23 protein-coding genes are annotated in these 20,373 nt (G+C 58.3%); 18 read left to right on the forward strand and 5 right to left on the reverse strand.

Annotated elements, in window-relative coordinates; translation table 11 throughout:
* Positions 1-65 precede the first annotated feature (65 nt).
* Positions 66-698 (forward strand): glutathione S-transferase family protein, encoded by a 633-nt coding sequence (locus ACM6I5_RS16700; RefSeq protein WP_017340484.1) that lies wholly within the window; start codon positions 66-68, stop codon positions 696-698.
* Positions 695-1,639: a Nudix family hydrolase gene (locus ACM6I5_RS16705; RefSeq protein ID WP_017340483.1), complete on the forward strand. Its 945-nt coding sequence runs from the start codon at positions 695-697 to the stop codon at positions 1,637-1,639. The genes ACM6I5_RS16700 and ACM6I5_RS16705 overlap by 4 nt, the downstream gene beginning before the upstream one ends.
* A gap of 108 nt (positions 1,640-1,747) precedes the next feature.
* On the opposite strand, the gene ACM6I5_RS16710 is transcribed toward ACM6I5_RS16705, so the two are convergent.
* The 3 genes from ACM6I5_RS16710 to ACM6I5_RS16720 are packed head-to-tail and all read right to left on the reverse strand — an operon-like array spanning position 1,748 to position 5,331.
* Positions 1,748-2,329 (reverse strand): cob(I)yrinic acid a,c-diamide adenosyltransferase, encoded by a 582-nt coding sequence (locus ACM6I5_RS16710; RefSeq protein WP_414877867.1) that lies wholly within the window; start codon positions 2,327-2,329, stop codon positions 1,748-1,750.
* A gap of 2 nt (positions 2,330-2,331) precedes the next feature.
* Positions 2,332-4,368 (reverse strand): ATP-binding protein, encoded by a 2,037-nt coding sequence (locus tag ACM6I5_RS16715; protein ID WP_414877868.1) that lies wholly within the window; start codon positions 4,366-4,368, stop codon positions 2,332-2,334.
* A 45-nt stretch (positions 4,369-4,413) separates the two neighbouring features.
* Positions 4,414-5,331 (reverse strand): putative 2-dehydropantoate 2-reductase, encoded by a 918-nt coding sequence (locus ACM6I5_RS16720; protein ID WP_414884239.1) that lies wholly within the window; start codon positions 5,329-5,331, stop codon positions 4,414-4,416.
* Between the two features lie 140 nt (positions 5,332-5,471).
* On the opposite strand from ACM6I5_RS16720, the gene ACM6I5_RS16725 reads away from it, so the two are divergent.
* Positions 5,472-5,957, forward strand: coding sequence for a YajQ family cyclic di-GMP-binding protein (locus ACM6I5_RS16725; protein ID WP_007906601.1), 486 nt, complete (start codon positions 5,472-5,474; stop codon positions 5,955-5,957).
* A 137-nt stretch (positions 5,958-6,094) separates the two neighbouring features.
* Positions 6,095-6,937: a mechanosensitive ion channel family protein gene (locus ACM6I5_RS16730; protein ID WP_414877870.1), complete on the forward strand. Its 843-nt coding sequence runs from the start codon at positions 6,095-6,097 to the stop codon at positions 6,935-6,937.
* Positions 6,938-7,014: 77 nt separating this feature from the next.
* Here the strand turns inward: ACM6I5_RS16730 and ACM6I5_RS16735 are convergent, their stop codons facing one another.
* Entirely contained in the window at positions 7,015-8,358 is a 1,344-nt protein-coding gene (locus ACM6I5_RS16735; protein WP_414884240.1) for an OprD family porin, read from the reverse strand.
* Between the two features lie 902 nt (positions 8,359-9,260).
* On the opposite strand from ACM6I5_RS16735, the gene ACM6I5_RS16740 reads away from it, so the two are divergent.
* The gene (locus ACM6I5_RS16740) at positions 9,261-9,686 is read left to right on the forward strand and encodes an HIT domain-containing protein (RefSeq protein ID WP_017340477.1); all 426 of its coding nucleotides are present in this window, start codon (positions 9,261-9,263) and stop codon (positions 9,684-9,686) included.
* Between the two features lie 3 nt (positions 9,687-9,689).
* Positions 9,690-9,896 carry a SlyX family protein gene (locus ACM6I5_RS16745; protein WP_008029236.1) on the forward strand — a complete coding sequence of 69 codons (207 nt, stop codon included), beginning with the start codon at positions 9,690-9,692 and terminating at the stop codon, positions 9,894-9,896.
* Between the two features lie 87 nt (positions 9,897-9,983).
* On the opposite strand, the gene ACM6I5_RS16750 is transcribed toward ACM6I5_RS16745, so the two are convergent.
* Positions 9,984-10,586 (reverse strand): cold-shock protein, encoded by a 603-nt coding sequence (locus ACM6I5_RS16750; RefSeq protein ID WP_017340476.1) that lies wholly within the window; start codon positions 10,584-10,586, stop codon positions 9,984-9,986.
* Between the two features lie 308 nt (positions 10,587-10,894).
* Between ACM6I5_RS16750 and ACM6I5_RS16755 the strand changes: the two genes are divergently transcribed.
* The 12 genes from ACM6I5_RS16755 (at position 10,895) to tolA (ending at position 20,373) form a co-directional block, all read left to right on the forward strand.
* Positions 10,895-11,365: a Dps family protein gene (locus tag ACM6I5_RS16755; protein ID WP_017340475.1), complete on the forward strand. Its 471-nt coding sequence runs from the start codon at positions 10,895-10,897 to the stop codon at positions 11,363-11,365.
* 256 nt (positions 11,366-11,621) lie between these two features.
* Entirely contained in the window at positions 11,622-11,960 is a 339-nt protein-coding gene (locus ACM6I5_RS16760; RefSeq protein ID WP_017340474.1) for a ribbon-helix-helix domain-containing protein, read from the forward strand.
* 137 nt (positions 11,961-12,097) lie between these two features.
* Positions 12,098-12,319, forward strand: coding sequence for an FmdB family zinc ribbon protein (locus ACM6I5_RS16765; RefSeq protein ID WP_010457489.1), 222 nt, complete (start codon positions 12,098-12,100; stop codon positions 12,317-12,319).
* Positions 12,320-12,419: 100 nt separating this feature from the next.
* Positions 12,420-14,195 (forward strand): aspartate--tRNA ligase, encoded by a 1,776-nt coding sequence (aspS, locus tag ACM6I5_RS16770; protein ID WP_017340473.1) that lies wholly within the window; start codon positions 12,420-12,422, stop codon positions 14,193-14,195.
* A 120-nt stretch (positions 14,196-14,315) separates the two neighbouring features.
* Entirely contained in the window at positions 14,316-15,062 is a 747-nt protein-coding gene (locus ACM6I5_RS16775; RefSeq protein ID WP_017340472.1) for a YebC/PmpR family DNA-binding transcriptional regulator, read from the forward strand.
* 157 nt (positions 15,063-15,219) lie between these two features.
* A complete protein-coding gene (gene ruvC, locus ACM6I5_RS16780) occupies positions 15,220-15,744 on the forward strand; it encodes a crossover junction endodeoxyribonuclease RuvC (RefSeq protein ID WP_017340471.1) in 525 nt (174 codons plus the stop codon).
* 114 nt (positions 15,745-15,858) lie between these two features.
* A complete protein-coding gene (gene ruvA / locus ACM6I5_RS16785; protein WP_017340470.1) occupies positions 15,859-16,476 on the forward strand; it encodes a Holliday junction branch migration protein RuvA in 618 nt (205 codons plus the stop codon).
* Positions 16,477-17,538: a Holliday junction branch migration DNA helicase RuvB gene (gene ruvB, locus ACM6I5_RS16790; protein ID WP_017340469.1), complete on the forward strand. Its 1,062-nt coding sequence runs from the start codon at positions 16,477-16,479 to the stop codon at positions 17,536-17,538.
* 127 nt (positions 17,539-17,665) lie between these two features.
* The gene (gene ybgC, locus ACM6I5_RS16795) at positions 17,666-18,133 is read left to right on the forward strand and encodes a tol-pal system-associated acyl-CoA thioesterase (protein ID WP_017340468.1); all 468 of its coding nucleotides are present in this window, start codon (positions 17,666-17,668) and stop codon (positions 18,131-18,133) included.
* Complete coding sequence (tolQ, locus tag ACM6I5_RS16800) at positions 18,123-18,818, forward strand: protein TolQ (RefSeq protein ID WP_017340467.1); 696 nt, start codon at positions 18,123-18,125, stop codon at positions 18,816-18,818. The genes ybgC and tolQ overlap by 11 nt, the downstream gene beginning before the upstream one ends.
* A gap of 23 nt (positions 18,819-18,841) precedes the next feature.
* Entirely contained in the window at positions 18,842-19,294 is a 453-nt protein-coding gene (gene tolR / locus ACM6I5_RS16805; RefSeq protein WP_162491085.1) for a protein TolR, read from the forward strand.
* The gene (tolA, locus tag ACM6I5_RS16810) at positions 19,294-20,373 is read left to right on the forward strand and encodes a cell envelope integrity protein TolA (RefSeq protein WP_017340465.1); all 1,080 of its coding nucleotides are present in this window, start codon (positions 19,294-19,296) and stop codon (positions 20,371-20,373) included. The genes tolR and tolA overlap by 1 nt, the downstream gene beginning before the upstream one ends.

Raw genomic sequence — 20,373 nt, forward strand, 5'->3', positions numbered from 1 at the left:
CCGCGATGACGACAGACCAGACACTCAAGAGGCTGGTCTGTACCCCTCATCAAAAGGTCCCGAACATGAGCCTCCACCTGATCATCGGCGACAAACTGCTTTCCTCCTGGTCCCTGCGCGGCGCCCTGGCCCTCGATCTGGCCGGCGCTCCGTACACCGAAGAGCTCATCAAGCTGAACCAGCCGGACACCCGTGAACGTCTGCTCAAGCATTCGCCCACCGGTAAAGTCCCGCTGCTGAAAACCGCACACGGCACCATTGCTGATTCCCTGGCGATTGCCGAGTACCTGGCCGAACAATTCCCGGATGCTGGCCTCTGGCCCAAAGATGTCGCCGCCCGCGCCCAGGCGCGTTCGGCGTGCGCGCAGATGCACGCAGGGTTCTTCGCCATGCGCGGCAACATGCCGTTCGACCTGAGTCGCGACGCACCGTTGTCGCCGGCCCCGGCCGACGTCCAGGCGGACATCGAACGCATGCAGGCCTTGTGGGCCGAATGCCGCGCAGCCGCGACCGAAACCGGTCCGTTCCTGTTTGGCCGCGCGACACTCGCCGATGCCTTCTTTGCCCCCATTGCCGTACGCCTGCGCACCTATCAGGTGAAATTGCCGGCGGCGGATGAGGCCTACGTCGAAACGATCTACCAATGGCCAGCCTTCAAGGCGTGGCAAAAGGCAGGTCTGGAGGAGATCGGGCAGTGAAACGAGTACACGTAGCGGCCGCCGTCATCCGCGATAACAGCGGCAAGATCCTCATCGCCCGCCGTGCCGACACACAGCACCAAGGCGGTTTGTGGGAGTTTCCCGGTGGCAAGGTCGAGGTCGACGAATCCGTCGAAACCGCCCTGGCCCGCGAGCTTCACGAAGAGTTGGGCATTGTGGTCAGCGCGGCGCGTCCGTTGATCAAGGTCCGCCATGACTACCCGGACAAGCAAGTGTTGCTCGATGTCTGGGAAGTCTCGAATTTCACCGGTGAACCCCACGGTGCCGAAGGCCAGCCTTTGGAATGGGTTGCGCCCCGTGATCTGTTGAATTACGAATTCCCGGCGGCCAACCAGCCGATCGTTGCGGCCGCACGCTTGCCTGCGCAGTACCTGATCACGCCTGAAGACCTGGAAACCCCGGCGCTGCTGCGCGGTATCCAGAAAGCCATTGCCGGCGGGATCAAGCTGATCCAGCTGCGGGCGCCCAACGGCTACGACCCGAAATACCGCGATCTGGCGGTGGATGCGGCGGGGCTGTGTGCCGGCAAGGCACAGTTGATGATCAAGGGGCCGTTCGAGTGGCTGGGCGATTTTCCGTCCGCCGGTTGGCACATCACCTCGGCACAACTGCGCAAATACGCGGCGGCAGGTCGTCCGTTGCCGGCGTCGCGCTGGTTGGCGGCGTCCTGCCATAACCCTGAAGAGTTGGCATTGGCCGAGCAGATGGGCGTGGACTTCGTGACGCTGTCACCTGTAGAGCCGACCCTGACTCACCCGGGGGCTCAGCCGTTGGGTTGGGAGCAGGCGTCGATCCTGATCGAAGGCTTCAGCAAACCGGTGTTCTTGCTGGGTGGTGTTGGGCCAGCTGAGCAACAAAAGGCTTGGGAGGCGGGCGCCCAAGGTGTCGCGGGGATTCGAGCGTTCTGGCCTGACGCGTGATTTTGCGTTGAAGCGGATGACCTCATCGCCAGCAGGCTGGCTCCCACAGATAAACGCAGTCTCCCGTGGGGGCCAGCCTGCTGGCGATGTGGCCCAGACAGGCGCCGGTCAACCCTGAGGTTTCGCCGCCGCCTGCCAAAGAATCTCTGCAATCCCCTGGCGCTTGGCAATCAACCGCGCCGCCACAAACAACAAGTCCGACAGTCGATTGATGTATGCCAACCCAACCCCGGCCAACGGTTCAATCGCATTCAAATGCTGACACCTGCGCTCGGCACTCCGCGCCAGGCTCCGGCACACATGGGCCTGGGCAATCAGCGCCGAACCGCCCGGCAGAATGAAATTCTCCAGCGGTCCCAGCTCTTCATTCCACACATCGATCGCCGCTTCCAGGCGTTCAATTTCTGCCGCGTTCAGTGCCTGATACACCGGCATCGCCAGCTCTCCACCGAGATCGAACAGCCGATGCTGACAAGGCGCCAACACCTCGATCACTTCGTTCAATCCTGGAAACTGGCCACGTTGCGCTTCCAGCCCGGCCAATAGCACGCCTACCTGACTGTTCAGCGTATCGACTTCACCAATGGCCTCGATCCGGGGATGGTCCTTGGTCACGCGGCGGCCGTCGCCCAGTCCGGTTTCGCCTTTGTCGCCAGTGCGGGTGTAAATCTTCGACAAGCGAAAGCCCATGGTTACCTCGATAGCTGATTGAATTCTTGAGAGACGAGCGGGGTGCTCGCCAACGGCAGGCGCAAGGTGAAACACGTGCCCTGGCCCGGTGTCGATTGCACTTCCATCTGCCCCTTGTGGTTGTTGGTGATGATGAAATACGAGACCGACAGCCCAAGCCCGGTGCCCTGACCGATTTCCTTGGTGGTGAAAAACGGCTCGAAGGTGCGTTTGCGCACGCTCTCGCTCATGCCGATGCCGTTGTCTTCGACCTGGATTTCCGCCCACGGCGGATTCAGCTTGGTACGCAGGATGATCCGCCCGGGCTCACGGTCATCTTCACGTTGGTGAATGGCTTGCGCGGCGTTTTTCAGCAGGTTGAGCAGCACTTGTTCGAGTTCGTTGGCGGTGCCGGGCACCGGGCCCAGCGCCGGATCGAACTGGCGAATGATCGCCTGGCCCTTGAAGTCGAAGCCGATCGCCAGGTCGAAATCGTTGCCAGCAATTTCCACGGCCTGATCGATCAGTGCCGGCAGATCGCACGGGGCCATTTGCCGGGTGCTGCGACGGCTGAAACTGAGCATGTGGGTCACGATCTTCGCCGCCCGGGCGCCGGCCTGCTGAATACCGTCGAGTAACTGCGGCACTTCCCGTGCTTTCAGGTACTCGTTAACGGTGTCCAGCTCGATGCCGATTTGCTCGGCTTGCTCGAGGTTTTTCGGTAGATCGGGGGACAGGCGTCGGCGAATGTTCTGCACGTTATGCAGGATCGCACCCAGCGGGTTGTTGATCTCGTGGGCCATGCCGGCGGCGAGGCCGCCGACCGAGAGCATTTTTTCCGACTGAACCATCATTTCTTCCAGGGACAGGCGCTGGGTGATGTCGTCGATCCGGATCACCACACCGCGCCCCGCGCCGCCCATCAGCGGGTAAAAGGTCAGGGCGTAATGCTTGGGTTCGTCATCCTTGAACCAGGTCACGCGCTCGATCTTTGCCACGGTGTGTTGCTCGACGGTCTGTTTGAGCTGTGGCAGAAACGGCTTGAGCGGTTCGAAGGCGAGGAAGATCGGCTGGTTCAGCGCCTCGTCCAGTCGCGTGCCGGAGAGGGCGCTGGCCTCCTGATTCCATTGCGTTACGTAGAGCTGCTCGTCGAGGGCGATCAGCGCCGATGGCATGGAGTCGATGATGCTGTTGAGGTAGTTCTGGAACCCGGTAAGTTTCTTCTCGATCTTGCTGCGCACCTGGACTTCGAGTTCCAGTTTGCGGTTGGTGTGACGGGTTTCCTCGGCCAGCCCCTGAGCCTGGTCGTAGGCCGCCTGGGAATCGTCACGCGCGCGTTTGAGTTGCTGCTCCCGCGCTTCGATTCGCGAGAGCATGGTGTTGAAGGCCTCGGCCAGGCTGCCGATTTCGTCGTGATTGCCTCGGGAGGCGCGCAGGGCGTAGTTCTCTTCCCGGGTTACTTGCCGGGACAGTTCTTCGAGTTGATGGATCGGCCGGGTAATCAGGCGTTTGATCTGCCGGGCGATCACCAGCCACAACAGCACACTGAAGATCAGGATCCCGAGGCTGGCGGTCAGGGTCCCGGTGTAGAAGGCCATCGGCAGTTCGCTGCTGGCGACCAACAGCAGGTGGCCGGGCGCGGTGCCGGGGCGGGGCAGGGTGATCACTTGATTGCTGCGAAATTCGGTGGCCTGCCAGGCTTCGATGTGGCGGTAACGCTCCGGCAGGCCCAAATGATCGCCGCGCTGCAACTGCGCCAGTCTTTCGCCTTTGCCGTCATACAGGGCTGCCGCGCGCAGCGGTGAATAACTGTTGAGCTCATTCAGCAGTCGTTCGGCATTTTGTGGCGATTGCAGCGCATCAGCCACCAGGCTCGGGTTGGACACCAGCCGGCCGATGGTCTGCAAGGCCTGGGGCGCCATGCTTTCCTGGGAAATGTAGTACGCGGCGCTGATGAAGGTCAGGTTGGCGACCAGCAAAACGGTGGTCAACAGCACCAGCAGGGCGGCCAGTAGTTTCTGGCCGACCGGAAGGTTTTCGAGGCGCTGGCGCAATGGCATCAGTTTTATCGCAGAAAAGGAACAAGTGGCCAGCGTAGCCGCTGCTCAGTCGCTGGGCAATCCAAGGCTGTACAGATGGGTGATCAGCCGCTGTTGCAACTGGTTGAGGTGCGGAAGGTTCAACTGATGCCGCGAGGCAACTTTGCAGACATAGCCCAGCAGGTAGCTGATTTCGGTTCGGCGCCGATTCGCGACGTCCTGGTACATCGAGGAGAAATTGGCCGCGGTGGCGTGAATCACCCGCTCGACTTCCTGCTGGAGGTCCTCGGCCGCTGCCGGCTGGCCACAGCGTTCAAGCACTTCGGTCAATTCACCGCAGAGGGTGGCGACTTCGCAGTGGTGGTCTTGCAAGCCGCCGTTACGGCAATCGTGCAGCACGGTCAGCGGATTGATCGCACAGTTAAGCGCGAGTTTGCGCCACAGCCGGGTGAGAATGTCGGTGCTCCATTCGTGGGGAATGCCTGCTGCGCTGACATCATCCAGCCAGATCGGCGCCACCGGATGGCCGGCATCCCCCAGCCAGGTGTAGCCGTGACCCGCGAACACCACACGCCAGTCACCGTCGCGAAACGCGCCTTCGGTGCTCGAAGCATAAATACAGCGTGCCTGCGGAACCTGTGCGGCAACGGCGTCCTGACTGCCGAGGCCGTTCTGGAGCAAAATCAATTCGGCGTCGGGCGCCAGGCGCGGCGCCAGTCGGGCCACGGCCTGCTCGGCGTCGTAGGCTTTGCAGGCCACCAGCAGGCGGTTTATCGGCTCGTCGCTGTCGGCGGTTTCGCCGGGTATGTCCCAGGTGGTTGCTTCGCCATGCTCCACCAGCGTCAGGCCGCCCGCTGCCTGATAAGCCTGTAAACGCGCCGCATCCCGCACAATCAGCCTGACCGGCACCCCGGCCCGCGCCAGGCGCGTGGCCCATAAGGTGCCGAGGCTGCCGGCGCCCAGGACATGCCAGGTGGTGGACATCAGCTTTTTGCTCTGTTTAAGGCGTGCATCGGAGGCTCGCAGTGAATGATGGGAAAGACCCGTTATAATCAGCGCGGATTTTAACCGCAAGCCAGGCGTGCTCCATCTTGATCGAGCGCGCCCTTTATTGGAGAGATTACATGCCGTCGTTCGACGTGGTATCCGAACTGGACAAACACGAAGTCACCAACGCGGTCGAAAACGCCGTCAAGGAACTCGATCGTCGTTATGACCTGAAAGGCAAGGGCACCTTCGAGTTCAAGGAAAAGGACCTGACCGTCAACCTGACCGCTGAAGCCGATTTCCAGCTCGAAGCGATGATTGAGATCCTCAAGCTGGCGCTGGTCAAGCGCAAAATCGACGTGCAGTGCCTTGAAGTCAAGGATGCCTACGCGTCGGGCAAGCTGATGAAGCAGGAAGCCGTCCTCAAGGAAGGCATCGACAAAGAGCTGGCGAAGAAAATCGTCGCTCACGTCAAGGACGCCAAGCTCAAGGTTCAAGCGGCCATTCAGGGCGAGCAGGTGCGCATCACCGGCAAGAAGCGTGACGATTTGCAGGAAGCCATCGCGGCTCTGCGAGCCAAGACATTCGACATGCCGCTGCAGTTCAACAACTTCCGCGACTGATTGTTCAAGCGGGAACCTCTCGGCGTTTTCGGCGTCCGAGGCCCAAGTAACGGCAGAAACGATCGGGTCCGCAAGGGGCCGGTCTTTCTGCCGCTCATTTTTCGCGTGCCGGGTAGCCGGAAATCAGGAGAACGTAGATGGATTTGAATGCTGAAGTGGACAACCTGGTCAAGGCGTCCCAAGCCTGGATTCCGATGATCATGGAATACGGCAGCCGCGTACTGCTGGCGATCATCACCCTGGCCATCGGCTGGTGGCTGATCAACAAAGTGACGCAGAAACTGGGCGGTTTGCTCGCGCTGCGAAACGCCGACCTGGCGCTGCAAGGGTTCATCAGCAGTCTGGCGAACATTATTCTCAAGGTTTTGCTGATCGTCAGCGTAGCCTCGATGATCGGCGTGGAGACCACCTCCTTCGTCGCGGCGATCGGTGCGGCGGGCCTGGCCATTGGTCTGGCGTTGCAGGGCAGCCTGGCGAATTTCGCGGGTGGCGTACTGATTCTGTTGTTCCGTCCGTTCCGTATTGGTGACTGGATCGAAGCTCAGGGTGTTGCCGGTACGGTCGACAGCATTCAGATCTTCCACACGGTGCTGCGTACAGGCGATAACAAAACCATCATCGTGCCTAACGGCAACCTGTCGAATGGCATCATCACCAACACTAACCGCCAGCCAACCCGCAAGGTTGTATTCGATGTGGGTGTTGATTACGAGGCGGACCTGCAAAAGGCTCGTCAAGTGTTACTGGACCTGGCCAAGGATGAACGCATCCTGGCTGAACCGGCACCGCAGGCTGTCATTTCTACCCTGGGCGACAGTTCGATCACTGTTTCCTTGCGCGTATGGGTGAAGACGGCGGATTACTGGGATGTGATGTTCATGTTCAACGAACAATCCCGGGACCGGTTGAAAGCGGCCGGCATCGATATCCCGTTTCCACAGCGGGTGATTCGAGTGGTTCAGGAATCTGCGGTGCAGTAAGCAAAAAACCAGGCAACAAAAAAGGCCCATCCGAAGATGGGCCTTTTATTTTGTTATCGCAAACTAACTGGATGCGATTACAAGATCGACAGTGGGTAGTCGACGATCAGGCGGAACTCTTTGATATCGCCTTCACCTTCGTCAGCGTTAGCGAAGTGCCATGCTTGACGAATACGGAAGGAAAGATCTTTTGCCGGGCCAGACTGAACAACGTACTTGGCTTCGAAGTCGGTTTCGTTGTGTTTGCCGTCGGAACCGTAGAGCGGGTCGCCGTCGCTATTACGGTATTGGCTGTTGGCAGACAGACCGGTGCCATCGATATCCCAACCTTTAACGTAACGGGTCATGAAGCTCAGACCAGGAACGCCGTACTCAGCCATTTTCAGATCGTAACGGATCTGGGCAGACTTCTCGCCAGGGGCGTTGAAGTCAGAGTACTGGATGGAGTTGGCGAGGAAGATCGAGTCGCCGCCGCGGTTGTTCTTGCCCACACCGATGTAGTCGAACGGGGTATCGCCGTTAACCTTCTGGAAGGCCAGGGTGATGGTGTGTGCTTTCAGGAACGAGAGAGCAGTTGCCAGCGAGAACGCTGTGTTGCTGATGTCGCCGGCTTTTGCATCACCAGTATCGGTGGTGCGGTAGATGTTGAAGTCGGTGTTCAGCGACGTGTCACCACCAAACGGGGTGGTGAGGTTCACGTTGGCGTAGTACTGGTTCCAGATATCTTCCAGCTTGGCGCCATACAGCGAAGTTGTCAGATTATCGGTAATGCTGTACTTGCCGCCGAAGTAGTCGATGGTGTTGGCTTCAACGCCAGCGTAGGTTGCGTACAGGCCGCCCTCACGGGAATTGCGGTCCTGGCTGGTCGCCGAATAGAAGTGACCGGCTTCCAGGTCAAGGTCTTTGATCTCGCTGCTCTGCAGTTGGAAACCGCTGGCAGTTTGAGGAAGGATACGGGAACCGCCAACAGCGAATACTGGAGCAGTGCTTGGCTGCATGTCGCCGACTTTCAGCTCGGTTTTGGATACGCGGAATTTAACGGCTGCGCCGGCTTTACCCTGGCTGTCGTTGACTTCGCCATCAGCGTCGCGGCTCATGTTGCCGGTGCCGCCGGTGCCATCGCCACCGTCCAGTTTGATTGCCAGGTAACCGAATGCATCAACGCCGACGCCTACGGTACCAGCGGTGTAACCGGAACTGAAGTTGCCCCAGATACCCTGAGTCCAGTCTTTCTGGTCGTTGCCGCCGTCTTTGTTATCACGGTTGAAGTAATAGTTGCGAAGCAGCAAGTCGAATTTTGCGTCTTCTACAAAACCTTTGGCTTCAGCCTGGTCACTTACGAAAGGTGCGGCCATAGCCACTTGAGTACTGGCTGCTGCTGCAACTGCCAGTGCGATCATGCTCCACTTCATCACGCGCATCGTGATTTGCTCCTTTGGTTTTAGAAGAGTACTGCCGTCCCACCTGTTTTATTATCTGGGCGGCTCTTTCTTTTTGTGTCGGCGCAAACTTATATCACGCCGACCATGTTGGCGATACTTGCGCATCTAACCTTTCAGCTTCTTTACGACCCTGTCGCAAACGGCTTGGTAGATGTCGCAAATTTACAGCCCCAATGCAATAGGAATGACAACTTCAGCGCTGTTTTCCGGGGCTTGAGCATCGGTAAAAAGAGTCCTTGGTGAAACGTGTGAATCTCCATCGGGCAACCCTGCCACTGTTTTTATTGCCTTCAAGGCGTCCACTTCCAGCGGACGCCTTGAAGGCGATGTGAGTGTGAATGCAACAAGCGTGCACAAATCAGCAATTCGCTGTTTTTTTTTCTGAACGTCTGCCTGTTACCGTAAAAACCTCATAAAACCGGGGGTTACAAGCACTTTTTGATGGGGCTTGACGCCATGGTTTGCATCGTGTTGCACCTCCCTGGCCGACTGCGCGACAACCAAAAACGTTACCGGTTCACCCCGCGGTGAGTACTTGGCGGATGCCCGACGCACAGAGCGTAGACGCACTGTGCGGTTTTGGTGCAAAAAATTTTAATCGCCGTCCTGAATTCATACAGTGTTGCCTGTTGTGAAACGTGAACACGCCTTGGTTTGTTGGTCACTTGAGTGTTTTTTGCGTGGCTGACGGTTCTGTAATGGTGCGCTCGCGCAAAAAATGTCTCATGTCGGAGCGCTCTCCGCGTCGATGCCTGTGCTTCGACAGTCGTACGTCGTGAAGCCAGCGACGTTCGCAGGTATGCTGCCGTCCTGTCGCTTGGTGCGCCATCTCACGGGATGGGCGCTAAGCTGAAAATGATGAGCTACCGGGAGTGCGCGCAGTGTTCGCTTTAGATCCACGACTTCAACAAGACACGTTACAGATCGGGGATTTCCCGCTCAGCCGGTTGCTGTTGTCCAATGATTCGAACTACCCGTGGTTCATCCTGGTGCCGCGTCGCGACGATATCAGCGAGATATTTCAGTTGGATGTCGCCGATCAGCGGCAGCTGTGGCAGGAAACGACCGCGCTGGCGGAAATGCTCAAGGACTCGTTCGACGCGGACAAGTTGAATGTTGCGGCCCTGGGTAACGTTGTCAGTCAGTTGCACATGCATGTGATTGTGCGCAAGCGCGAGGATGCTGCCTGGCCCGCGCCGGTGTGGGGCAAACACCCGGCCAAACCGTACACGGCGGAGCAGATCGCGGTCATTCGCGAGCGGCTGCGTCTTGTGTTGACTGAAGACTTCACGTTTCTGGAGGGTTGAATCATGAGCCTGGAAGAACGCGTTACCGATCTGGAGAGCCAGCTGGCGTTTCAGGATGACACCATCCAGGCATTGAGCGATGTGCTGGCGACGCAGCAGCGCGCCGTGGAACGCTTGCAACTGCAAATGGCCGCCCTGCTTAAGCGGCAGGAGGAAATGGCTGGCCAGTTCGAGACTTTTGAAGAAGAAGCGCCACCGCCGCATTACTAGCTTTTGTTTCAAGGCTCTTTCGTTTGAACAAGAGGCAATAAAAAACCGCGAACAGCCAGGCTGCTCGCGGTTTTTTTTAGCCTTGAGTCAGCGTCGCGGCAGCGCGGCGATCACGTCTTCGGCTTGCAGGCCCTTGTCACGATTCATGACGGAGAATTCCACGCGCTGGCCTTCGACCAGAACGCGATGGCCTTCGCCACGGATGGCCCGGAAATGCACGAAAATATCATCGCCGGAATCACGGGAAATGAAGCCGAAGCCCTTGGATGTGTTGAACCACTTGACGGTGCCGGTATCGCGGTTGCTCATGTCATAGCTTGGCGAGGCGGTGGCCGGTGAGGATTTGTAGAAGCTGATGGCCAGGTGCAGAAGAACGGCGATCAGGGCAGCCACCAGGCTGAACAGAACGGCAGGTTGACCGGCGATGACAGGCATCGGCGCGAGCAGCGTCAGGGTTTGCAGAACAACAGTCAGAACCAGCAGGGCGCTGACCAGGTTTTGCAGTTGATGACGCGGACCTTTGTTCCAGTATGGGATGACAGGTGCGAGGGTGAGGTTGAGCAGGCCGAAAAAGGCCAGGTACAGCGCATCGGGTTGTTGCAGGTAAGGAACAGCCTCGGAACGCAGGCTAGGGATGAAGGACAGGAGCAGGGCTGCTGCGCCCATTAGCAGGTGGACGATTTTCAACATTTTGATTAACTCACGTTAAGACGGATCGCAAGGAAGAGCTGATGGGGCGCGGTTCGCTTCAGAACTATAAGAGGCGTTGGGCACGCACCCGGTATCAGCCTATGCGCAGCGCCCGAAAAAATAGGCACCTGCGACACACTGCCTATTTAACAGCAAAGCTTGCAGCTACTCAAATCAGGGAGTCCAGCGGTGCATCGGGGGCGATTTGTCGCAGGCCTGGAGGGCAATCCGGGCTGCGGTTGCGCGGCAGGCTTGCTAGAGTGGCCCTGCACCTGTCGGATGAAATTCATCACCTTTAGGGGAAAAACATGGCAATCGATATCGGTATCAGTGAAGAGGACCGCAAGTCCATCGTAGAAGGACTCTCGCGTCTGCTGTCGGACACTTATGTACTTTATTTGAAAACCCATAACTTTCACTGGAACGTCACCGGTCCCATGTTTCGGACTCTGCATCTGATGTTCGAGGAGCAATATAACGAGTTGGCACTGGCGGTCGATTCGATTGCCGAACGAATTCGTGCGCTTGGCTTTCCTGCTCCGGGTGCCTATTCGATTTATGCGCGCCTGTCTTCCATCAAGGAAGAGGAGGGTGTGCCCACTGCGGAAGACATGATCAAGCAACTTGTCGAAGGGCAGGAAGCTGTCACGCGGACTGCGCGCGGGATCTTTCCCCTGCTCGACAAAGTCAGTGACGAGCCAACGGCGGACTTGCTGACCCAGCGCATGCAGGTTCACGAGAAAACCGCGTGGATGTTGCGTTCATTGCTGGACCAGTAACGCTGCCAGAGCGCGGATCACGCTGTTCCTGTGTTGTTCGCGCCCTGTCTTGGGGGGCAGTTAGTTGAGCGATCTTGCCCCCGATTGTGTAGGACTTTGTCCCGACTAGGACGGTCTCCATGATCTGCCTTCAGTTGTTGGCTTATCCTACGTCGATGGTCATAAAGTCATCTGGATATAACTTTGCGCCTGCGCTTTTATAAGACCCGCAACATGGCTCTTATCGAAACCAGGGATGGCAAAGGAGTGTCAACGGATGGTTTATGAAAGCAGGTTAAACGACGCAAGGGTGGGGCCGTTCAAGGAAGTAAGGATCGATCCGTTTATCAGTGAATTCGACATGGGCCTGGCTCGGCCATTATCCCGGTCGATACGTTTGAATGGCTTTGCCACCTGCTTGCGACTGGAGCAGGTGTATTGGGATATTTTGGGGGAAATGGCCAGGATCAATTGCTGCTCGGTCAGTGCCCTGCTGTCCCACGTGGATCGCGAAGTGCATTTGCGCCACGGTGGGGTAAAGAACTTCAGCGGGCTGGTGCGGGTTGTCTGCGTGGTGCACAGCCTCAAGGAAGGGAATTGCGTCGTCATGGCGTAACCCGTGGCAGCGCAATGCGTCGAGTGTCGGTCTGTGCAGTCTTACGGCTGCACAGGCTGCATTTAATGGATATAATCCCGCTCTTTGCCGCAAAACCCAGCGTGCGCGGTAGCAATCTGATCGCCGAGACAACCCCCATGCCGATGTACGACTATCAATGTGCTTCCTGTGGTCATCAGTTGGAAGCCATTCAAAAGATCAGCGCAGCACCGCTGGTCGACTGCCCTGCCTGCCAGGCGCCAGAGCTTAAGAAGATGCTGTCCATGCCGGGCTTCCGCCTCAGTGGCACCGGCTGGTACGAAACCGATTTCAAGACCGGTTCCAAGAAGAATCTGGCCGGCGGCGACAAAGCCGACTAGGGTCTGGAACCTGAGTTGAACGACACGTGCGAGCTCTTGCATCATCCTGAATGCAAGGCCTCCAACCGAATTTCGAATTACGAGAAGTGAAACCACTACCATGATGCGCAGCCATTATTGCGGCCAACTGAACGAAAGCCTGGAAGGCCAGGAAATTACCCTTTGCGGATGGGTTCACCGTCGCCGTGACCACGGTGGGGTGATTTTCCTCGATATCCGTGATCGTGACGGTCTGGCCCAGGTGGTGTTCGACCCGGACCGCGCCGAGAGCTTCGCCGCCGCCGATCGCGTGCGCAGCGAGTACGTCGTGAAGATCACCGGCAAGGTGCGCCTGCGTCCGGCCGGTGCCACGAACGCCAACATGGCCTCGGGCATGATCGAAGTCCTGGGTTACGAACTTGAAGTGCTGAACGAATCGGAAACCCCGCCGTTCCCACTGAACGAGTTCTCCGACGTCGGTGAAGAAACCCGCCTGCGTTATCGTTTCCTTGATCTGCGTCGTCCGGAAATGGCCGAGAAACTGCGTCTGCGTTCGCGCATGACCACCAGCATCCGTCGTTACCTGGACGAGAACGGCTTCCTCGACGTCGAGACGCCGATCCTGACCCGTGCCACACCTGAGGGCGCACGTGACTACCTGGTGCCAAGCCGTACTCACGCCGGTTCGTTCTTCGCCCTGCCGCAATCGCCTCAGCTGTTCAAGCAATTGCTGATGGTCGCCGGCTTCGACCGTTACTACCAGATCGCCAAATGCTTCCGCGACGAAGACCTGCGTGCCGACCGTCAGCCTGAGTTCACCCAGATCGACATCGAAACCAGCTTCCTCGATGAAAAAGACATCATGGGCCTCACCGAAGGCATGATCCGCACCCTGTTCAAGGAAGTGCTGGATCTGGAATTCGGCGAATTCCCGCACATGACCTTCGAAGAAGCCATGCGTCGTTACGGTTCCGACAAGCCGGACCTGCGTAACCCGCTGGAGCTGGTGGACGTTGCCGACCAGCTGAAAGAAGTCGACTTCAAAGTCTTCAGCGGTCCTGCCAACGATCCGAAATGCCGTGTTGCCGCCTTGCGCGTTCCAGGCGCGGCGAGCATGCCGCGCAAGCAGATCGACGACTACACCAAGTTCGTCGGCATCTACGGTGCCAAGGGCCTGGCGTACATCAAGGTCAACGAGCGCGCCAAGGGTGTCGAGGGTCTGCAATCGCCGATCGTCAAGAACATCCCTGAAGCCAACCTCAATGTGATCCTTGATCGCGTTGGCGCGGTTGATGGCGACATCGTGTTCTTCGGTGCCGACAAAGCCAAGATCGTCAGCGAGGCCCTGGGCGCGCTGCGGATCAAGCTCGGCCACGACCTGGAGCTGCTGACCTGCAAGTGGGCGCCAATGTGGGTCGTTGACTTCCCGATGTTCGAAGAGAACGACGACGGCAGCTTCAGCGCCTTGCACCACCCGTTCACCGCACCGAAGTGCACCCCGGAAGAACTGGAAGCCAGCCCGGCGACCGCTTTGTCCCGTGCCTACGACATGGTGCTCAACGGTACTGAGCTGGGTGGCGGTTCGATCCGTATCCATCGCAAGGAAATGCAACAGTCGGTGTTCCGTCTGCTGGGTATCAATGAAGCGGAACAGGAAGAGAAATTCGGCTTCCTGCTCGACGCCCTGAAATACGGCGCGCCGCCACACGGTGGCCTGGCGTTCGGCCTGGACCGTCTGGTGATGCTGATGACCGGCGCCCAGTCGATCCGTGAAGTGATTGCCTTCCCGAAAACCCAGAGTGCTGCGGACGTGATGACGCAAGCACCGGGCGTGGTGGATGCCAAGGCGCTGCGCGAGCTTCATATTCGTCTGCGCGAAACGCCAAAAGCTGAGTAAGGCTGACCGCAAAGGCGCATCCTTCCCGGATGCGCCTTTTCTTTAGGTCAGGATTTTTGTATTGCTGGCTGGCGCATCGTGCACAGCGGGCAACGTTTCAAAGAGAATTCGGAGCGAGTTATGGCGGGTCATTCCAAGTGGGCGAACATCAAGCACCGCAAAGAACGTCAGGATGCCAAGAAGGGCAAGATTTTCACCAAGTGGATTCGTGAGCTGACCGTTGCGGCCCGTCAGGGCGGCGGTGATCCGGGCTCCAATCCGCGTCTGCGCCTGGCCCTGGACAAGGCGCTGGGTGCGAACATGAGCCGCGACATCATCGATCGGGCGGTGGCCCGCGGTGCCGGTGCCGCCGATACCGACGACATGGTCGAACTGAGCTACGAAGGCTACGGCCCGGGTGGCGTGGCGGTGATGGTCGAGTGCATGACCGACAACCGTAACCGCACCGCAGCAGCTGTTCGCCATGCGTTCAGCAAGTGCGGGGGCAACCTGGGTACCGACGGTTCCGTGGCCTATCTGTTCGAGCGCAAGGGGCAGATTTCCTTCGCGCCGGGCGTTGATGAGGATGCCTTGATCGAAGCGGCCATGGACGCGGACGCCGATGACGTGGTGACTAACGAAGACGGTTCCATCGACGTGTTCACCTCGTTCGCCGGGTTCTACTCCGTGCGCAACGCGCTGGAAGCGGCGGGTTTCAAAGGTGATGATGCGGAAATCGTCATGTTGCCGACCACCAGCGCCGAACTGGACCTGGAAGGCGCCGAGAAAGTCCTCAAGCTGATCGACATGCTTGAAGACCTGGATGATGTGCAGAACGTCTATTCCAATGCCGACATCCCCGAATCGGTGGCTGCGCAGCTCGGTTAAGGGCGACTAAGATCCAATGTGGGAGCGAGCCTGCTCGCGAATGCGGATATTCAGGCAGTATCGTTGCTGAATATAAAACCGCTTTCGCGAGCAGGCTCGCTCCCACACTTGTTATTCGTGTATTGGATATCGTGCTTTTACCTAACCCGCAGGCGTTATGACTTTAATTCTTGGTATCGACCCCGGTTCGCGCATCACCGGTTACGGCGTGGTACGCGATACCGGGCGTGGCTGCGTGTACGTCGCGTCGGGTTGCATTCGCACCGGCTCGGGCGAGCTGCATGAGCGTTTGCAAATCGTCTATCGCGGCGTGCGAGAAGTCATCCAGACCTACGGCCCGGTGACCATGGGCATCGAAAAGGTGTTCATGGCGCGTAACGCCGACTCTGCGTTGAAACTCGGCCAGGCGCGCGGTGCGGCAATCGTTGCCGGCGCCGAAGAAAACCTCGAAATCGCCGAATACACCGCGACCCAGGTCAAGCAAGCCGTGACCGGGACCGGCGCGGCCAATAAAGAGCAGGTGCAGATGATGGTCATGCACATGCTGAAACTGATCAGCAAGCCGCAAATCGATGCTTCGGACGCCCTGGCGATTGCCATATGCCATGCTCATACCCGTTCCAGCCTTCTGCCACATGGCTTGGGCACGGCACGCAGTCGTGGCGGGCGCCTGCGTCTCTGATAGCATCAGCAGTCATTTTTACGGAATGAGGGTTTTGCGCCTGTGTTGTCGGCGCAAAACCCTTGTTCTGTCAGTCGCCAGCACCGGTCTGGCCAACGCTCAAGGATCTGAAACGTGATTGGACGCTTGCGCGGCACACTGGCTGAGAAACAGCCGCCGCACCTGATTCTGGATGTAAACGGTCTGGGGTATGAGCTTGAAGTGCCCATGACTACGCTGTATCGCTTGCCGTCGGTCGGTGAACCGCTGACGCTGCACACCCATTTGGTCGTACGCGAAGACGCGCAGTTACTCTATGGCTTCGCCAGCAAGCGTGAGCGAGACTTTTTTCGCGAGTTGATCCGTCTCAATGGTGTGGGGCCGAAACTGGCGCTGGCCTTGATGTCGAGCCTGGAAGTCGACGAACTGGTACGTTGCGTGCAATCCCAGGACACCTCGGCGCTGACCAAGGTGCCGGGCGTGGGCAAGAAGACGGCCGAGCGTCTGCTGGTGGAACTCAAGGATCGCTTCAAAGCCTGGGAAACCGTACCGGCGATGTTCGCGTTGGTGCCCAATCAGCCGGGCGGGCCAGATGCGCCGCATCCGGTTGCTACCGCCGAAAATGACGCGGTCAGCGCGCTGATCTCCCTGGGCTACAAGCCGCAGGAAGCCAGCAAGGCGATTTCCGCGATCAAGGAGAAAGGTTTGAGCAGTGAAGACATGATTCGTCGTGCCCTTAAGGGAATGATCTAAGTGATTGAAGCTGATCGTCTGATAGCCGCCACGCCTGGCCCTCGCGACCGTGAGGAAGTTCAGGATCGGGCGATTCGTCCTGTCAGTCTGGCCGAATACATTGGTCAGCCGACCGTTCGCGAGCAAATGGAGCTGTTCATCCAGGCTGCCCGTGGACGCAATGAATCCCTCGACCACACGCTGATCTTCGGCCCGCCAGGCCTGGGTAAAACTACCCTGGCCAACATCATCGCCCAGGAAATGGGTGTGTCGATCAAAAGCACCTCGGGCCCGGTCCTTGAGCGTCCCGGTGACCTGGCCGCACTGCTGACCAACCTTGAGCCTCACGACGTGCTGTTCATCGACGAAATCCATCGGCTGTCGCCGATTGTCGAAGAAGTGCTGTACCCGGCCATGGAGGATTTCCAGCTCGACATCATGATTGGCGAAGGGCCGGCTGCGCGTTCGATCAAACTGGATTTGCCGCCGTTTACGCTGGTAGGGGCGACGACTCGCGCCGGCATGCTGACCAACCCGCTGCGCGACCGCTTCGGGATCGTCCAGCGCCTCGAGTTTTACAGCACGGCTGATCTGGCGACGATTGTCAGTCGTTCGGCGAACATCCTCGGCTTGCCGCTGGACCCGGAAGGCGCCTTCGAAATCGCCCGTCGTGCCCGTGGAACGCCGCGGATTGCCAACCGTTTGTTGCGTCGGGTGCGCGATTTCGCTGAAGTTCGCGCCCAGGGTCACATCACCAAACCGATTGCCGATCTGGCCTTGAATCTGCTGGATGTCGATGAGCGTGGTTTCGACCACCAGGACCGACGTCTGCTGCTGACCATGATCGAGAAGTTCGACGGTGGGCCGGTCGGCGTCGACAGCCTGGCTGCTGCGATCAGCGAAGAACGCCACACCATCGAAGACGTGCTGGAACCGTACCTGATCCAGCAGGGCTACATCATGCGCACACCGCGGGGGCGGGTGGTCACCCGGCATGCCTATCTGCATTTCGGTTTAAATATTCCGTCACGATTGGGCGAGATGCCCGTGGTAGACGAGTTCCTTGATGCCGTGGACGATTAATTAACATTTGCGGGCAGAATTTTCGGGCATTGTGCTGTCCTAGGACCGTACTTTCGCGAGAAAGCCGTGAATCAATGAAAAACAGTTGCCTGGCCGGATTGGCAACCTGAGGAGTAAGCACTAGAGTATGCGCGCGCAAAACGGGCTTGAGCCTTTCGCACTTCGTTGTCGCGTTTATTACGAGGACACCGATGCGGGCGGCATCGTGTATTACGTTAATTACCTCAAGTTTATGGAACGGGCTCGAACCGAGCGGCTCCGGGAGCTGGGCTTTGCCCAATCCCAGCTGGCAGGAGAGGACCTGTTGTTTGTCGTGCATTCCAGCGAAGCGCGTTATCACGCGCCGGCGCGACTGGACGACGAACTCCTGGTAAGCGCTGAAGTAATCGAATTGAACCGTGTCAGCCTGCGCTTCAAGCAGCAGGTCAGGCGAGCCACGGATAATGTGCTGCTCTGCGAAGGGCAGTTTCTGGTGGCCTGTGTGCGCACTGAAAGTTTAAAACCCCGGGCCATTCCCGAAGCTCTACGTGCGGCCTTTGCCGACGTGAGCGGCGCGGGTACTCACTCAAAGCAGGAGATAAAGCGTGGAAGCTAACGTCGTCGACCATTCCTCCATGTGGAGCCTGGTCAGCAATGCCAGTATCGTGGTGCAACTGGTAATGCTGATCCTGGTAGCCGCATCGGTGACCTCATGGATCATGATCTTTCAGCGCAGCAACTTGCTGCGCGCGGGTCGACGTGCCCTGGAGAGCTTTGAAGAGCGCTTCTGGTCGGGCATCGACCTGTCCAAGCTCTACCGTCAGGCCGGCAGCAACCCTGATCCGGATTCGGGCGTAGAGCAGATCTTCCGTGCCGGCTTCAAGGAATTCTCCCGTCTGCGCCAGCAGCCAGGCGTTGACCCGGAAGCGGTCATGGAAGGCGTGGCCCGTGCCATGCGCGTAGCCATTTCCCGCGAAGAAGAAAAGCTCGAGCAGAGCCTGCCGTTCCTTGCCACCGTCGGTTCCGTCAGCCCGTACATCGGTCTGTTCGGTACGGTCTGGGGCATCATGAACTCCTTCCGTGGTCTGGCGACTGCCCAGCAAGCGACCCTGGCCACCGTGGCTCCAGGTATTGCCGAGGCGCTGATTGCCACCGCGATCGGTCTGTTCGCAGCCATCCCGGCCGTTATCGCTTACAACCGTTTTGCCGCTCGCAGCGAAACGCTGATCAGCCGTTACTACACCTTCGCCGATGAATTCCAGGCGATCCTGCACCGCAAAGTGCACACCAGCGAAGAATAAGCAGGTAATTTCCAATGGCTTTAATCGCTCGAGCTCGCAAAAAGCGCAAGCCGGTCGCCGAGATGAACGTGGTGCCTTACATCGACGTGATGCTGGTACTGCTGGTCATCTTCATGGTGACCGCGCCGATGCTCAATCAGGGCGTGAAAGTTGATCTGCCCAAGGTTTCCAGCGAAGCCTTGCCGCAGGACAACAACACCCAGGTCCTGACCATTTCGATCAAGGCTGACAAGACCTACTACTGGAACCTTGGCAGCGAAGTCGACACGCAAAAGCAGCAGGACAAGGCAATGACCTTGCCGCAAATGACTGACGCTGTGACCAAGATCATTCGCGCCGGTACTGAAGGCGGCAAGCGTACCCAAGTGTTCATCCGCGGCGACAAGACCGTTGATTACGGTTCCGTCATGGGGGCGATGGGCGGGTTGCAGAAAGCCGGAGTCGGTAACGTTGGCCTGATTACCGAGGCGCCCTGATGCAGCAACAGCGAGAGCCAACAGCCTCGGAAAGCTACTTCTGGCCTAGTGTCTGGGCGATTGTCTTGCACGTGCTGGTTTTCGGCATGCTGTTCGTCAGTTTCGCCTTCACACCGGAGCTCCCGCCGGCCAAGCCGATTGTCCAGGCAACCCTGTACCAGCTGAAGTCGAAAAGTCAGGCGACCACCCAGACCAATCAGAAGATTGCGGGTGAGGCGAAGAAATCCGCCGCGCGCCAGACCGAAGTCGAACAGATGGAGCAGAAGTTGATCGAGCAGGAAGCGATCAAAGCCGCGGAACAAAAGAAGGAAGACGCGGCTCAAAAAGCCGAAGAATCCAAGAAAGCCGACGAGACCAAGAAAGCGGAAGAGGCTAAAAAGGCTGACGAAGCCAAAAAAGCCGATGAAGCGAAGAAGACCGCGGAAGCCAAAAAGGCCGAAGAGAAACAATTGGCTGATATAGCCAAGAAGAAGTCTGAAGAAGAAGCCAAGAAAGCGGCTGAAGAAGAGGCCAAGAAAGCGGCCGCGGAAGAAGCCAAGAAGAAGATTGTCGAAGACGCGAAGAAGAAAGCCGCGGAAGACGCCAAGAAGAAATCTGAAGCTGAAGAGGCGAAAAAGAAAGTCGCCGAAGACGCGAAGAAGAAAGCTGCTGCCGATGCTGCGAAGAAGAAATCGCAGGAAGCGGCACGTAAATCCGCCGAAGAGAAAAAGGCTCAGGCCCTGGCAGATTTGCTTTCCGACACGCCGCAGCGCCAGCAGGCCTTGGCGGATGAGCAGGGTGACGAAGTCGCCGGCAGTTTCGATGATTTGATTCGTGCTCGTGCAGCGGAAGGCTGGGCTCGTCCTCCTTCGGCACGCAAAGGCATGACGGTCGTTCTGCAAATCGGCATGTTGCCGGACGGTACGGTGACTTCGGTCACTGTGTCCAAGTCCAGTGGTGATGGTCCGTTTGACGCTTCGGCTGTAGCGGCGGTGAAGAATATTGGACGTTTGACAGAAATGCAGGGAATGAAGCCGGGCGATTTCGCCCCGTATCGTTCATTCAAGATGACATTCACACCTGAGGATCTAGCCTTGTGA

Origin of the sequence: Pseudomonas sp. IT-P171 (genome assembly GCF_949767765.1) — a bacterium.
GTDB classification, from domain to species: domain Bacteria; phylum Pseudomonadota; class Gammaproteobacteria; order Pseudomonadales; family Pseudomonadaceae; genus Aquipseudomonas; species Aquipseudomonas fluorescens_B.